Here is a 15,370-nt window from a genome sequence, read left to right on the forward strand (position 1 = left end):
CAGTCGCTTCCCGCTGCGCGCGGGAGGGGCAGCAAGGGGGCTGCCGAAAAGACGGAAGGGGATAAGTATGCAGGTTACAGATGTAAGAGTCAGAAGGGTAGAAAAAGAAGGGAAGATGAAGGCAATCGTATCCATTACCATGGATAATGAATTTGTCGTTCACGATATCAAGGTGATTGAGGGAGAAAAAGGGCTGTTTATTGCCATGCCCAGCCGCCGCGCTGTGGACGGAGAGTATCGTGATATCGCCCATCCTATCAATTCCGACACCAGAGAGATGATACAGAATATCATTTTGGATAAGTATGAGATGACCCTGCTGGAAAATGACGCTGCAGAGGAAATATAAACAGGGACAACAGGCCCTAAGACAGGACGTCCTGCGGACAGATCAGAAAAATCGTTGACATTTGCGGCCCTCTGTGCTATGTTGAATACGATTTGGACGAGAAAGTCAGAGCAGGAGAATCCCGGCGTTTTGAAACGACGGGGAATTTTCAGACGGATCGTGCAGAAGCTAAAAGCAATAATTACGGACCGCCCCAAAGGGGCTAAGGCCATACGGACAGCCGGGTCCAATGCCGACAGGCAGCTTTGGTTGCCTTATTGATTGAGTTAGAAGCTCAAATTTTATAAGTTGGTTCCTTTTGATAACCAGAATTGCGCAGGCTGCGCAGACTTGTGAAACGGTCAATAAGAGTGGTAAAAGTAGGATTGCTATATAGACTCTGACACGAAGGATATCCCTGTCAGGAAAGACAGGGGAGGAATGTTTTCGGGCTTATGAACGCAGGTTTGCACAGATGCTGTGCGGATCTGCGTTTTTTATATTGCCATGAAAACCGGGAAAAGGATACCAAAGGACGGAGGAAAATATGAATGGAACACATAGCCGTCTGGATCAGCGCCGTGCGCCGATCCACGAAGCGCTGGAACGATTCCGCCAGATGCGGGTGGTTCCTTTTGATGTGCCGGGACACAAAAGAGGAAGGGGAAATCCAGAACTGACCGCATTTTTGGGGCAGCAGTGCGTGGGAGTGGATGTAAACAGCATGAAACCTCTGGATAACCTGTGCCATCCTGTCTCTGTGATCCGTGAGGCGGAAGAACTGGCTGCGGATGCCTTTGGGGCGGCTCATGCTTTTTTGATGGTGGGAGGGACTACCAGTTCGGTACAGAGCATGGTGCTGACGGTCTGTAAGCGGGGAGACGAAATCATTCTTCCCAGAAATGTACACCGCAGCGTGCTTAATGCCCTGGTTCTCTGCGGTGCTGTGCCTGTTTATGTGAATCCGGAGGTGGATCAGCGCCTTGGAATCTCCCTTGGGATGAAACGGGAGCAGGTAGCAAAGGCGATTGCGGAGCATCCGAAGGCAGTAGCGGTTCTTGTGAATAATCCCACATACTACGGCATATGCAGCGATCTTAGGGCCATTGTGCGTATGGCTCACGATGCAGGTATGCTCTGTCTGGCGGACGAGGCTCACGGCACCCATTTTTATTTTGGCGGAGGCCTTCCGGTGTCCGCTATGGCGGCGGGAGCAGATATGGCTTCTGTTTCCATGCACAAGAGCGGAGGCAGCCTTACCCAGTCCAGCCTTCTGCTGACCGGGCCAAATGTCCATTCGGGCTATGTGCGCCAGATCATCAACCTGACGCAGACCACCTCCGGCAGCTATCTTCTGATGTCCAGCCTTGACATTTCCCGAAGGAATCTTGCCCTGAGGGGACGTTCTATTTTCCATCAGGTATCGGATATGGCAGAGTATGCAAGGGAGGAAATCAATGCTGTAGGAGGCTATTACGCCTTTGGAAAGGAACTGTGCAACGGAAATTCCATCTTTGATTTTGATGCCACCAAGCTAAGTGTTCACACACTGGATATCGGTCTGGCAGGCATTGAGGTCTACGATATCCTGCGGGATGAGTACGATATACAGATCGAGTTTGGCGATATTGGAAATATTCTGGCGTACCTTTCCATCGGAGACCGGCCTCAGGAGGTAGAGCGCCTGGTCAGCGCTCTGGCAGAGATCAAACGGCGCTATCACACCGATGGAACGGGACTTCTCAGCCAGGAGTATATTGATCCCCAGGTGGCCGCCAGCCCCCAGGAGGCCTTTTACGCGGACAAGATCAGTCTTCCTCTGCGGGAGACGGAGGGGAAGGTGTGCAGCGAGTTCGTCATGTGTTATCCGCCTGGTATCCCGATCCTGGCGCCGGGGGAGCGGATCACCGCTGAGATCCTGGATTATATCGAATACGCCAAAGCCAAGGGATGCAATATGACAGGCCCTGAGGACCCGGATATCCTGCATCTGAACGTACTTGCATAAGAAGAGGAGAAATGAACATGGAAATGTGGTTTTCTGAATTTCATACCCCGGATGTCAAGCACAGCATCCGTGTCAACCGCCAGCTTTATTCCAGACAGAGTGATTATCAGCGCATCGATATCTTTGAGACGCCGGAGTTCGGCCGGGTGCTGACCCTGGACGGCAATGTGATGCTGACTGAGCGGGATGAATTTATCTACGATGAAATGATCACCCATGTGCCGATGTCGGTTCACCGGGAGGCCAAGGATATCCTGGTGATCGGAGCAGGAGACGGAGGCGTGGTGCGGGAATTGACCCGCTATGACCGGGTGGAGCGCATTGATCTGGTGGAGATGGATCCCCAGGTGGTAGAGGCCTGCCGCGCCTACCTTCCGGGAAATGCCTGCCGGATGGATGACCGCCGGGTTCACATATACTTTGAAAATGCCCTTAAATTCATCCGACGGAGGGAGGAGCGCTACGATCTGATCATTGTAGACTCATCTGATCCCTTCGGGCCTTCTGAAGGACTCTTTACCCGTGAGTTTTACGGCAACTGCTTTAATGCCCTGCGCCCGGACGGAATCATGGTAAACCAGCAGGGAAGCCCTTTCTATGCGGAGGATGCCAGTGCCATGCAGCGCAGCCATAAGCGCATTGCCAGCACCTTCCCTATCAGTAAGGTATACCAGGCCCATATCCCTACCTTTGCGGCAGGATACTGGCTGTTCGGCTTTGCCAGCAAGAAATACCATCCTATCGACGATCTGGACGCTGCAGCCTGGAACGGGCTGAATATGCGCACCCGGTACTATACCACCCGGCTTCATGTGGGCGCCTTTTACCTGCCGGCGTTCCTGGAAGAAATGCTGAGAGAAGTGGAGGAACGATGATGCTTTACCCAAATATTGAAACATTTATCGGCTGTGAGAGCAGCTATGAGGAGGCAGACATGGTGCTGTACGGAGCGCCCTTTGACTCCACCACAAGCTACCGTCCGGGAGCCAGGTTCGGCCCTGCGGCCATACGCCACGAGAGCTACGGGCTGGAGACCTTCAGCCCTTATCAGGAGGCGGATCTGTGCGACTGCCGGGTCTTTGACAGCGGGGATATGGAGCTGTGCTTTGGCAGCAGCGAGGCGGCTCTGGCGGATATCGAGGCCAGGGCAGAGCAGATTCTTTCAGATGGGAAATTCCCCCTTTTATTAGGCGGAGAACATCTTGTGACCCTGGGTGCTGTGAGAGCTGTCTTAAAGCGCCATCCTGACCTGCATATCATACATTTTGACGCCCATGCAGATCTGCGGGACGATTATCTGGGAGCCGGACTGAGCCACGCCTGTGTGCTGCGCCGCTGCCATGACCTGATGGGAGACGGGCGCATCCACCAGTTCTGCATCCGCAGCGGCGACCGCAGCGAGTTTGAGTTTGCAAAGCAGCATACAGATATGCACCGGTTTGATTTCTCGGGTCTTGAGGAATTGACAAAGCGTCTGGCTAAGGCAGGGACGCCTGTGTATCTTACCATTGATCTGGACTGTCTGGATCCCTCCTGCTTTCCCGGAACAGGAACGCCGGAGGCGGGCGGCATAAGCTTTATGGAGCTTTTAAACGCCATCCGCACTGTGACCAAAGTCAATATCGCAGGAGCGGATATAAATGAACTGGCTCCCATGCTGGATGCCAGCGGCGTTTCCACCGCTGCGGCCTGCAAGGTGCTGCGGGAGCTGATACTTGCCCTGAATATCAGGGATGAGGGCAGACTTTATCGGTAGATCCGAAACCTAATATTTTTATATAAAGGAGATCATTTATGAGTAGAGTTCTTGTTATCGGCTGCGGCGGCGTAGCCAGCGTAGCGATCCAGAAGTGCTGTCAGGTCAGCGAGGTATTTACAGAGCTGTGTATTGCCAGTCGCACCAAATCCAAGTGTGATGCCCTGGCAGAGAAGCTGGAGCCTGTTACAAAAACAAAGATTACCACAGCCCAGGTGGATGCGGATGATGTGCAGCAGCTGATCCGCCTGATCCGGGAATATAAGCCGGAGCTTGTGATGAATATTGCCCTTCCATATCAGGATCTGACCATCATGGACGCTTGTCTGGCCTGCGGCGTCAACTATATGGATACGGCTAATTATGAGCCTGAGAATATCGATGATCCCAAGTGGAGGGAGATTTACGAAAAGCGCTGCAGGGAAGAGGGATTTTCTGCATACTTTGATTATTCCTGGCAGTGGGCTTATAAGAAAAAGTTCGAGGAAGCAGGACTTACGGCCCTGTTAGGCTGCGGCTTTGATCCCGGCGTGACCCAGGCGTACTGCGCCTATGCGGCAAAGCATGAATTTGATTCCATTGACACCATTGATATCTTAGACTGTAACGGGGGCGACCACGGCTATGCATTTGCCACCAATTTTAACCCTGAGATCAACCTGCGTGAGGTTTCCGCTCCGGGAAGCTACTGGGAGGACGGCCATTGGATTGAAATTCCGGCCATGAGCATTAAGAGGGATTATACGTTTGATCAGGTGGGACAGAAGGATATGTATCTTCTGCACCATGAGGAGATTGAGTCTCTGGCAAAGAACTTCCCGGATGTAAAACGGATTCGTTTCTTTATGACGTTTGGACAGAGCTATCTGGATCATATGCGCTGTCTGGAAGATGTAGGTATGCTGGGAACAGCTCCGATCCAGTACAATGGACAGGAAATCGTGCCGATTCAGTTTTTAAAGGCGCTTCTGCCCGACCCTGCCAGCCTTGGCCCACGCACGAAGGGAAAGACAAACATCGGCTGTATCTTTACAGGAACCAAGGACGGACAGCCAAAGACCTATTATATCTATAACGTATGCGATCATCAGGAGTGTTACCGTGAGGTAGGCAGCCAGGCCATCAGCTACACCACTGGTGTTCCGGCAATGTGCGGCGCTCTTATGCTGCTGACGGGAAAATGGAGCAGACCAGGCGTATATACGGTGGAGGAGTTTGATCCGGATCCCTTCTTGGATGCATTGGATCAGTACGGTCTGCCGCGCAGCGAAAGCCACGCTCCGGCGCTGGTGGACTGATGAAGGGGCAGGATCTTCGCCCTCCGTTTCAGGCTGCGGGGGGGTGTGTGCCTTCAGAGTGGGAGAAACTTCCCACACCCTGTTATCTTCTGGACGAAGGCGCGCTGGCGGAAAATGCCCGTATCCTGGGCAGTCTGGCAGCGCGCACCGGCTGCCGGATCCTGCTGGCCCAGAAGGCGTTCAGCAATTTTAATCTGTATCCGCTGTTTCAGGGAAAACTGGCCGGAACAGAGGCCAGCGGGCTGTACGAGGCCAGACTGGGAGCAGAGGAAATGCCGGAGGGAGAAGTGCACGTTTTCTGCGCGGCCTACAGAGAGGATGAATTTGAAGAACTGCTGCAATATGCGGATCACATTGTATTTAACTCTCCGGCCCAGCTGTTGAAATTCGGGCCGTCTGCCAGAGCGGCGGGAAAAAGCACAGGGCTTCGCATTAACCCGGAGTGTTCCACTCAGGAAGGACACGCCATCTATGATCCCTGCGCTCCGGGCAGCCGTCTGGGAACCACCAGAGCCCAGTGGGATGCGGCCGTAAGCGCTCACTCTCAGCTGCCCTCGCTTTTGGACGGGCTTCATTTTCACACGCTTTGCGAGCAGGACTCTGACGCGCTGGAGACAACGTTAGATGCAGTTTCCAGGCAGTACGGTGATCTTCTTTCCCATATGAAATGGCTGAATTTTGGAGGCGGACACCATATTACACGTCCTGGCTACGATATGGAGCGGCTGGAGCGCTGTATTGCCCGCGCCAATAGGGAATGGGGCGTACAGGTCTATCTGGAGCCTGGGGAAGCCTGCGCCTTAAATGCGGGATTTCTCTTGACAAGAGTGCTGGATGTGGTGAAAAACGGTGAGGTGCAGACGGCTGTTCTGGATGCCAGCGCCGCCTGCCATATGCCGGATGTGATCGAGATGCCCTATCGTCCGCCTCTTTTGTACGGTGATGAGCCGGGAAAACTTCCTTTTTCCTGCCGTCTGGCAGGGCCTACCTGCCTGGCTGGAGATGTGATCGGAGATTACAGCTTTTTAGAGCCTTTAAAGGAAGGGGATCTTTTGGTGTTCGGCGATATGGCAATCTATACCACCTGTAAGAACAACACCTTTAACGGGATGCCCCTTCCGGCGATCTTTGCCCGCAGCGAGGATGGGAAATGCAGGAAACTGGCAGAGTTTGGCTATAAAGATTTTAAGGGACGTCTGGGCCGTTAGGAGCGGCCGTCCTGGCGCAGACACTCGCCGTTTGTGGCGATGACCTGCTGATACCAGGCAAAGGATTTTTTCTTTCTTCGTTCCAGGGTTCCGTTTCCGGCATTGTCCTTATCCACATAGACAAAGCCATAGCGCTTTTTCATTTCACCCGTTGAGGCGCTGACCAGGTCGATCCATCCCCAGGGTGTATAGCCGATCAGATCGACCCCATCCTCCTCCACCGCTTTAATCATTTCTCTGATATGAGCGCTCAGATACTCGATTCGGTAGTCATCGCTGATGGTACCGTCTTTTTGGATAGTATCTACCGCTCCAAGGCCGTTTTCTACGATAAACAGGGGCTTCTGATAGCGGTCATACAGACTGTTCATGGTGATCCGCAGGCCAAGAGGGTCGATCTGCCAGCCCCACTGGCTGGCCTTCAGCCAGGGATTGCGCAGCGTTTTAAAGGCATTGCCTGAGGTTTCTATCTCAGGGTGGGGATGGGCGCTGATCATGCGGGAGGAGTAGTAGCTGAATGCGATGTAGTCGACGGTATTTTCACGGAGGATGGCCTCGTCCTCCGGCTCCATCTGGATCGTGATTTGTTCCCGCTCCATCTGTTTTTTTGCATAGGCCGGATACTCGCCTTTGGACTGCACATCAATGAAGAAATAATTTACCCGGTCCTTTTTCATAGCCTCCCATACGTCCTCAGGATCGCAGCTGTAGGGGTAGAACTGGCCGGCGGCCAGCATACAGCCCACCTTTGATTCGGGATCGATCTCATGGGCCAGTCTGGTGGCCAGGGCGGAGGCAACCAGCTCATTGTGTGCTGCCTGATATTTGACCTCAAGCTCATTTTCTCCCTTTTTGAAGGAAATGCCTGCTCCCATAAAGGGCAGATGCATCAGCATATTGATCTCATTAAAGGTCATCCAGTAGCGCACCTTTCCTTTAAACCGCTCAAAGATCGCGCGGCAGTAGCGCAGATAGGCGTCGATAAGGCGGCGGCTCCTCCAGGAACCGTATTTCTGCTCCAGATGCAGCGGCACGTCAAAGTGGCAGATTGTCACAACCGGCTCGATATGAAGCCGCAGCATTTCATCGATTATATTTTCGTAGAATTTCAGTCCTTCCTCGTTGGGTGCTTCCTCTTCGCCGGTAGGGAAAATCCTGGACCAGGCAAAGGAGAAGCGGCAGCATTTAAAGCCCATTTCCGCCATCAGGGCGATATCTTCTTTCCAGCGGTGATACATATCGATGGCTTCCCGTGCGGGGAAATAGGAATCCTCAGGAAGCTCCCGGTAATCCATATGGCCCTGCATCACTGCCAGGCGGTTTTCGCCCCATGGGATCATATCCACCGTTCCAGGCCCTTTCCCTCCTTCCATATATCCGCCTTCACACTGATTGGCAGCTGTAGCGCCTCCCCATAAAAATCCTTCTGGTAATCCTTTCATCATATAAAGTCCGCCTCTCTTTCTATTTAACCACTTTAATCAGGCTGTCGCCGGCCTTTACCTCCTGTCCGGTCAGTCCAAGTACATCTCCAAATTCATAGGTATTGCTGATGATGACTGGTGTGATCACATCATAACCCTCTTCCTTCAGTTTTTCAATATCCACATCCACCAGGGGAGAGCCGACAGTTACACGGTCGCCGGAGGCTGCCCGTGGAGTAAAATGCTTTCCTCCCAGCTTTACGGTGTCAAGGCCCACATGGATGAGAACTTCTATTCCGTCATCCGATTTAAGGCCGATGGCATGAAGGGTATCAAAAATCGTTACCACCGTACCATTGACCGGAGAAACGATATGGCCGTCCGATGGAATGACAGCAACGCCCTGCCCAAGAACCTCCTGGGAAAATGCGGCATCGTTTACCTCTTTTAATGCAACGGCACGTCCGTTTACGGGAGCGTGTACCGCAGATAAAGCCGCAGGCGCAGAGGAATCTGCAGGGCTGCTGCCGTTTTGGGAGGTGTTTTGTGTATCCCTGTTTGCCTCAGCGGTTTCCTCTTTGGTGGTGTTATCTCCGCTGCCATTTTCTCTGAAGGTGATAAAGGAAAAGATAAATCCCAGTATAACGGCCAGGACAGCGCCTGCCGCTCCAAAATAAAAGTTGTTCAGGCTGTCTCCGCCGATATAGCCCGGCAGTACCAGAAATCCAGGAGAGCCTCCGGCATAGGTTCTGACCTTCATAAATCCAAGGAACACACCGGCAATGCCGCCTGCCGCCATGGTGGAATACAGGGCGGAACGGTATTTTAAAGTAACGCCGTAGAGGGCCGGTTCTGTAATTCCGCATACAGCGGTGATTCCGGCTGAGGTAGCCATAGCCTTTACGTCCTGTTTTTTAGTCCGCAGAGCCACGGCCAGAGCCGCTCCGCCCTGAGCCACATTGGATGCCAGCATTCCGGGATTTACAAAGGAGTCATATCCCAGCGTCATACGGTTGTTAATGCCCACAGGAACCAGACCGTAATGGGTTCCTGTCATAACAAGAAGTGGGGATGCCAGACCAATGATGCCCGGGACCAGCCAGCTGCAGTAGGTATCGATTGCAGTCAGAACGGATGCGATGCCGTTTCCGATAATATATCCCACAGGCCCGATTACACAGAGAGAAGCAATGCCCGTCACAATGGTGATGATGAGGGGCTTTACAAAAAATCTGACCGGCTTGGGAGAAAGCCTGTCCGCAACTGGTTCTACATAAGACATCAGCCATACGGTAAGAATGATGGGCACAACGGAGGAAGAATAGGTCGCTTTATATACAGGCAATCCAAAAACCGTAAGAGCCATATCGCTGCCGGATGCCGCGCTGACCAGACTTACAAAATTTGGATGAAGCAGGATGCCGCCCAGCATCATAGCCAGGTAGGTGTTGCAGCCGAATTTTCTGGCTGCGGAATCGGCTAAAAGGATGGGAAGGAAATAAAACGCCGCATCCCCCATAAAATTCAGGATCTGATAGGTGGTGGAAGTATTGTCTACCCAGTGGAAGGCTACAAGCAGGGCCAGGACTGCTTTTAACATACCCGCGCCTGTAATGGCGGGGAGAATAGGAGTGAATATGCCGGAGAGCGTATCGATCAGCCTGGCGCCGATGCTTCGGCTATCCTTTGAGGCCTTTGCCCCGTCTCCGTTAAAGTTTCCTAAAGCCTGCAGCTCCTTATAGACATGAGATACGTCGCTGCCGATGATGACCTGATACTGGCCTCCGCTTTTCACGGCCCCCATGACCCCTTTCAGTTTTTTGACGGCCTCTGTTTGAGCGGCGGTTTCGTCTCTGAGGTTGAAGCGCAGTCGGGTAGCGCAGTGGGTCAGACCGACTATATTTGCGCTTCCGCCTACATTTTCCAGGATATCTTCTGCAAGTTTTTTGTAATCCATAATGTAATCCTCCTGATTTAGTATTTTAAATGTGACTGTCCCATCCTGAATGGTTGCTTTTTAAATAAAAATACCCGAATCGGGAAACGGTGCGGCAGGCGCAGAGCCGTTTCCTGATCCGGGTATAGCCTTTTTACTGTAAAGAAAAAGTAACAATCCCTGTTTTATACGGTTTTGCAGGGCGCTCATGCGACAGGCATGGTCACCCGTTTGATATGCACGGTGAGGAAGATCAGCTCATCTTCGGTCAATTCCTGGCCAAACTCCCGCTTCATATAATCCCTTATCTTTAAGGTGCACTGGTATTCGTTCCGATACCGTTCCTTTAATATGAGCAGAAAGCTTTTATCGTCCTCGTCCAGCTCCTCGCCGTTAAAAACCCGCTGGACAAAGAATTTCAGATGAGTGATAAAACGTTCATAATGGAGGGAATACTCATCCAGCTCCATCTGATAGTGATATTTGACGATGCTTACAATGTTCTGAATGATACGGGTCATCTCTGTGATCTGGCTCATGGTTCCTAATTCCATGGATGCGTTGACCAGATGCAGGGCAATAAAACCGGCTTCATCTTCCGGCAGTTCTACACCAAGCCTTTTACGGATTATGGATAAGGCTTCCCTGCCTACCAGAAACTCGTGGTTGTAGAACCGCTTGATCTCCCAGAGGAGCGCATTTTTCAGGACAATACCCTCTGCGGCCCGGTCAATGGCATAGCTGATATGATCGGTGAGAGTCAGATAGATCCGGTCGCCGAGCTTTTTTCCCAGAGAAGTCCTTGCAAAGCGGATGATCTCATTGGTTACCTGAACACGCTCCAGAGGAATGCGGCTTAAAAGCTGTACCAGATGGCTGGACTGCGCCGGATCTTCCGCAATATAGATTTTTTCGATCAGGGCTTCATCAATGGGATCGCCCGGTTTCTTTTTAAAGCCCAGACCGCACCCCATGATCAGGATCTCCTGTCCGCTTTCATTGTGAGATCGGATCAGGTTATTGTTGATTACCTTTTCAACCGTTATCGTCATCTGCTGTCTCCCAGGCTGTGCCTGTGAGTGGTGCAGCAGCCCTCAAAAGTAAGGTTTATGGTACAAAAAAAGACTACTGCCCCTTTGACCCAATGAAACAAACCTTTCAATGATAGCAAAGTGGTATAGCCTGCTTAACCAGTAACAATCCATTTACTGTCTACAATATTACCAGATAAAAGAGGATATGTCAATCTGCTTTCGTGAACTTTTTGCCGGAAATTAACGGAAGAAAGCCGGATTGAAGTAGTTCTTTGTTCCGTATATACTAGAGTGCATAGAGAACCTTTCTGTTAGTTGTGATCCGCATACAGGTGTGTGCTCCCGATATTCGGATTGCGATACTTACACATACCACAGGGATGGGAGGGATGCTGTATGCAGATGGATGGGCGGCTGGATACACTGCTGTCGGTTCTGTCAGAAGAAGAATATGTGAATCTTGACACTGCGGCAAAGAAACTGCAGATCAGTCAGAGAACTGCCCGAACGCTGGTGAGCCAGCTTGGCGAGCTGCTGGAGCGTCACGGCGCAGCCATCGAGCGCCGCAGAGGCCATGGCATTCGGATCATGGTCAGAGACAGGGGACCGTATCAGGAATTTGTAAAAAGAAAGACAACCGTGCTGCACCCGGAAACGGGAAAGCAGAGAACCGAGTTTATCCTGGCCCGGTTTTTCTCCTCATCCTCTTATGTAAAGGCAGAAGAGTTGTGTGAACGGCTGTTTGTATCCAGGAAAACCTTATCACTGGATCTGAAAAATGCAGAGCAGTATCTGAACCGCCATCATCTGGAACTGGAGCGAAAGCCCTACTACGGACTGCGGCTGTGGGGAGATGAATTTTCCATACGGCTCTGCCTGAGCGCCATTTTTCATGAATTCAGCGATCAGTGGTTTAAAGAGATTTACAGCGGGTTTAAAGATCCAGACCTGATCCGCAGGGAGATCTTAAACAGCGTCAGACAATGCGGATTTACCATTTATGAAATGGATATACCGAATATGGTGCTCCAGATCCAGATCGCCCTGTACCGGCAGGAGCGGGGGTATGTTGTCAAAATGGAGGATATGGCCCATGGAGACCTTTTGAGGGAAAGCGATATACAGGCAGCCCGCCTGTGCGCACAGGGACTCAAAGATGCCCTGGGGGTAAATATACCAGTTCCTGAGATCAAGTATATGGCGATTCAGCTCCTTGGGAAGAAGAAGGTTCTGGCAGGCGACCGGAGCAATGTATTTATAGACATGGAGATCAACCAGCTGGTAAACCGTATGCTGGAAAGCGTTCATCAGGCCTACAGCCTGGAGCTTGGATCAGATTTTGATCTGAATACATCCTTAAGGCAGCATATGGTTTCCCTGCGCATCCGCCTTCAGTACCGTTTGAAAATGGACAATCCGCTCTTAAGGGAAATTAAAGAGGTCTACAGCTTTCCCTATGCCGTGGCCGCCCATGCCTCTACGGTGCTGTCAGAATATTTTCACACCATAGTGCCTGAGGAGGAAATCGGCTATCTGGCTCTGTGCTTTGCTCTTTCCCTAAAGCGTCAGGACAGGCAGCGGCATAAGAGAAATATCCTTCTTGTATGTGCCTCCGGGGCAGGAAGCGCAAAGCTGTTTGAATACAGGTTCCGGGAAATGTATGGAGATTATCTGGATCGGGTGGAGACCTGTGAGATCGGTTCCCTGGCTTCCAGAGATTTTTCGGATATCGATTATGTATTTTCCACAGTGCCAATCAAGGCTCGCATACCGGTTCCCGTCTGCCAGGTTCAGTATTTCTTTGACCGGCACAATGCGGGAGAGGTAGAGCGCATCCTGAAGCATGACTGCGGCAGCAGCATAAAATCCTGTTTTGATCCGGAGCTTTTTTTTACAGATATAAAGGGAAATTCAAGAGAAGAAATCCTTCATGAGCTGTGTCAGAGGGTAAAGAAAGTGAGAGGCATACCGGAGGATTTTGAGGAATCCGTGCTTAAACGCGAGAACCTGATGCAGACAGACCTCTGCCGTCAGATAGCCATTCCCCATCCTTACCGCCCGGTCACAGAGGAGACCTTTGTATGTGTGGCCGTGCTGGAAAAGCCGGTGTTCTGGCATATTTACGAGGTTCAGATCGTGTTTCTTCTGTCGGTTTCCGTCAAAAGGGAGAATCTGGAAGAATTTTACAGTATAGCGCCCCGTTTCATGATGGATGAGCGCTGTATGAACCGTCTGATCCAGACAAAAAGCTATGATACCCTGATGGAGATTATTGACTGGGCGGAGCAGGATGAAGCATCTTCTTGAATGACGAGAGGCATTCAGACGCCCCGTCCTGAATAGTTACAAATAATTTAAATACCAGGAGGTAATGATTATGGGAACGATTAGAGTTTTATTATGCTGCGGAGCCGGATTTTCAAGCGGTTTTCTGGCACAGAAGGCAAGACAGGCCGCAAAAAAGAAAAAGCTGGACATGACCGTTGAGGCAAGAAGCGAGAGTGTGGTAAGCGAGTACATGGACAAGATGGATGTGCTGATGGTAGGTCCCCATTACGCAAGTGCGGTTCCAAAACTGAAAGCAGAGTGCGAGCCTTATGGAATCCAGGTAGAACTGATCCCGGCAGAGATATACTCTTCTCTGGATGGCGCGGCGCTGGTTGAGCTGGCAGAACAGGTAGCGGCCAGAAAGGACGGATAAGCGTGATGAAAAACTTAATGACATGGCTTTCAGATGTATTTGCGCCCAAGGCGAGACAGGTTTTCGCAAACCCCTGGATCGACACCGTAGCAAGTACCATGAAAAAGGTTCTGCCGATCATTCTGACTGGTTCCCTGATCTTTTTCTATAATGTATTCCGTTCATATCTGCCTTTTTTGCCGGATCTTAGCCCTATTGCCAACTTTTCCTTTGGCCTGCTGGCAATTTTTGTAGCCTTCTTTATTACTCATGAGGCTATGCTTAAGCTGGGACACGGACAGTATCAGATCAATGCGTCGCTGATTTCTGTCGCAGCGTATCTGATGCTGTGCCGTCCTCAGGTGGTTGACGGCGTATTTCAGATAGATAACGGGCGCATTGGGCCGGCGGGAATCATGATGGGTATTGTGGTTGGTCTTTATGTCGCCATTGTATTCCACCTGTATGCAAAGCTTCATGTGCTGGAAAATAATGACACGCTGCCAGACTTTGTGAGCGACTGGATCAACAACATTATCCCGATCACTCTGACTCTGGGGATCGCCATGGTATTTGCCAATGTGTTAAAGCTGGATCTCTACAATATGCTGGTCAGCCTGTTTATGCCTCTCCAGAAGGGGGCGCAGACACTGCCCGGATTTATTCTGATCTGCTTTGTGCCTATTATTTTTTATTCTATGGGTATTTCCAGCTGGGTATTCAACGCGGTTACGACTCCGATTTTTATTGTAGCCATTGCGGAAAATATCGAAGCTGTGGCAAACGGCGGCGCGGCTATGAATATTGCAACCAGTGAGGCGGTATTTACCGCGGCGCTCATCACCATGGGTGGACGCGGCGGCACCCTTCCTTTAAATGTGCTGATGCTGGGATCCAAGAGCAGGAAACTTAAAACAATGGGAAAGATCTGCATCGGTCCGTCTCTGTTTAATATCAATGAGCCTCTGATGTTTGGAGCGCCGGTTGTATTTAATCCACTTTTGATGCTGCCTATAATGATCAACAGTATTGTTGGCCCTGCGGTTGTATGGCTGACCATGCATTATGGCCTGTTAAATATTCCATCCAAGATGGTTCAGGTAGGACAGATTCCTGCTCCGTTTTCCAGCGTGATGATCACAGAAGACTGGAGGGCTGTGCCGGTATATATCGTGCTCTTTATCCTCTATCTTCTGACCTGGTATCCATTCTACAAGGTGTATGAAAGACAGTGTGTGGAAGAGGAGGCAAACGCGGCCTGATAAACAGGATCAAGCCTGTAATATATGGCGGCGTTTCCGGTTTGGGAGCGCTGCTTTTCAGAAAGGAGACTGACCCAGGTGGGAGAAATGTTATTTAATGATGATGATAAGGTAGTTCAGGTTGCCATGCAGATTGTGATTGAGGCAGGCGACGCCAGAAATGCGGTGGGAAAGGCTCTGGACTGCGCGGCAAAATTTGATTTTGCAGGGGCAAAGGAGTATATGGAGGAGGCTGGCAGCCACATTTCCCAGGCACACAACGCTCAGACGGAGATGATCCAGTCTGAGATCGCAGGAACGGAAAATATTCAGCCAAGCCTGCTGTTTAACCATGCACAGGATACGCTGATGACTGTTATGTCAGAGATCCATCTGACGGAGAAGATGCTCTCTGTGTTTGAGCGCTTTTATGACAGGATGAACGGATAAAGGAGGA

General features: G+C 51.1%; 13 protein-coding genes. 10 read left to right on the forward strand and 3 right to left on the reverse strand.

Annotation, left to right across the window (positions count from 1 at the left end; genetic code table 11):
• Positions 1-67: 67 nt before the first annotated feature.
• The 6 genes from spoVG to HW447_RS10610 all read left to right on the forward strand — a co-directional run bounded on the left by spoVG (position 68) and on the right by HW447_RS10610 (position 6,598).
• A complete protein-coding gene (gene spoVG, locus HW447_RS10585) occupies positions 68-349 on the forward strand; it encodes a septation regulator SpoVG (protein ID WP_176255238.1) in 282 nt (93 codons plus the stop codon).
• A gap of 526 nt (positions 350-875) precedes the next feature.
• Positions 876-2,336, forward strand: a complete 1,461-nt coding sequence (locus tag HW447_RS10590) for an aminotransferase class I/II-fold pyridoxal phosphate-dependent enzyme (RefSeq protein WP_176255239.1) — start codon at positions 876-878, stop codon at positions 2,334-2,336.
• A 17-nt stretch (positions 2,337-2,353) separates the two neighbouring features.
• The gene (gene speE / locus HW447_RS10595; protein ID WP_176255240.1) at positions 2,354-3,211 is read left to right on the forward strand and encodes a polyamine aminopropyltransferase; all 858 of its coding nucleotides are present in this window, start codon (positions 2,354-2,356) and stop codon (positions 3,209-3,211) included.
• Positions 3,211-4,092 carry an agmatinase gene (speB, locus tag HW447_RS10600; RefSeq protein ID WP_176255241.1) on the forward strand — a complete coding sequence of 294 codons (882 nt, stop codon included), beginning with the start codon at positions 3,211-3,213 and terminating at the stop codon, positions 4,090-4,092. The genes speE and speB overlap by 1 nt, the downstream gene beginning before the upstream one ends.
• 38 nt (positions 4,093-4,130) lie before the next feature.
• Positions 4,131-5,390 (forward strand): saccharopine dehydrogenase family protein, encoded by a 1,260-nt coding sequence (locus HW447_RS10605; protein WP_176255242.1) that lies wholly within the window; start codon positions 4,131-4,133, stop codon positions 5,388-5,390.
• Positions 5,390-6,598 (forward strand): carboxynorspermidine decarboxylase, encoded by a 1,209-nt coding sequence (locus HW447_RS10610; RefSeq protein ID WP_176255243.1) that lies wholly within the window; start codon positions 5,390-5,392, stop codon positions 6,596-6,598. The genes HW447_RS10605 and HW447_RS10610 overlap by 1 nt, the downstream gene beginning before the upstream one ends.
• Here HW447_RS10610 and HW447_RS10615 read toward each other — a convergent pair.
• The 3 genes from HW447_RS10615 to licT form a co-directional block, all read right to left on the reverse strand.
• A complete protein-coding gene (locus HW447_RS10615; RefSeq protein WP_176255335.1) occupies positions 6,595-8,040 on the reverse strand; it encodes a 6-phospho-beta-glucosidase in 1,446 nt (481 codons plus the stop codon). The two genes, HW447_RS10610 and HW447_RS10615, sit on opposite strands and share 4 nt — an antisense overlap.
• 22 nt (positions 8,041-8,062) lie before the next feature.
• Positions 8,063-9,979: a beta-glucoside-specific PTS transporter subunit IIABC gene (locus tag HW447_RS10620; protein ID WP_176255244.1), complete on the reverse strand. Its 1,917-nt coding sequence runs from the start codon at positions 9,977-9,979 to the stop codon at positions 8,063-8,065.
• Positions 9,980-10,164: 185 nt separating this feature from the next.
• Positions 10,165-11,010 carry a BglG family transcription antiterminator LicT gene (licT, locus tag HW447_RS10625; RefSeq protein WP_243176273.1) on the reverse strand — a complete coding sequence of 282 codons (846 nt, stop codon included), beginning with the start codon at positions 11,008-11,010 and terminating at the stop codon, positions 10,165-10,167.
• Between the two features lie 378 nt (positions 11,011-11,388).
• On the opposite strand from licT, the gene HW447_RS10630 reads away from it, so the two are divergent.
• The 4 genes from HW447_RS10630 to HW447_RS10645 all read left to right on the forward strand — a co-directional run bounded on the left by HW447_RS10630 (position 11,389) and on the right by HW447_RS10645 (position 15,363).
• Entirely contained in the window at positions 11,389-13,299 is a 1,911-nt protein-coding gene (locus tag HW447_RS10630; protein WP_176255245.1) for a BglG family transcription antiterminator, read from the forward strand.
• Between the two features lie 70 nt (positions 13,300-13,369).
• Entirely contained in the window at positions 13,370-13,693 is a 324-nt protein-coding gene (locus HW447_RS10635; RefSeq protein WP_176255246.1) for a PTS sugar transporter subunit IIB, read from the forward strand.
• 5 nt (positions 13,694-13,698) lie between these two features.
• Positions 13,699-14,934, forward strand: a complete 1,236-nt coding sequence (locus HW447_RS10640) for a PTS sugar transporter subunit IIC (protein ID WP_176255247.1) — start codon at positions 13,699-13,701, stop codon at positions 14,932-14,934.
• A gap of 87 nt (positions 14,935-15,021) precedes the next feature.
• The gene (locus tag HW447_RS10645) at positions 15,022-15,363 is read left to right on the forward strand and encodes a PTS lactose/cellobiose transporter subunit IIA (RefSeq protein ID WP_176255337.1); all 342 of its coding nucleotides are present in this window, start codon (positions 15,022-15,024) and stop codon (positions 15,361-15,363) included.
• Positions 15,364-15,370 lie beyond the last annotated feature (7 nt).

The sequence above is a fragment of the Enterocloster alcoholdehydrogenati genome (genome assembly GCF_013282095.1).
GTDB lineage: Bacteria > Bacillota > Clostridia > Lachnospirales > Lachnospiraceae > Enterocloster > Enterocloster alcoholdehydrogenati.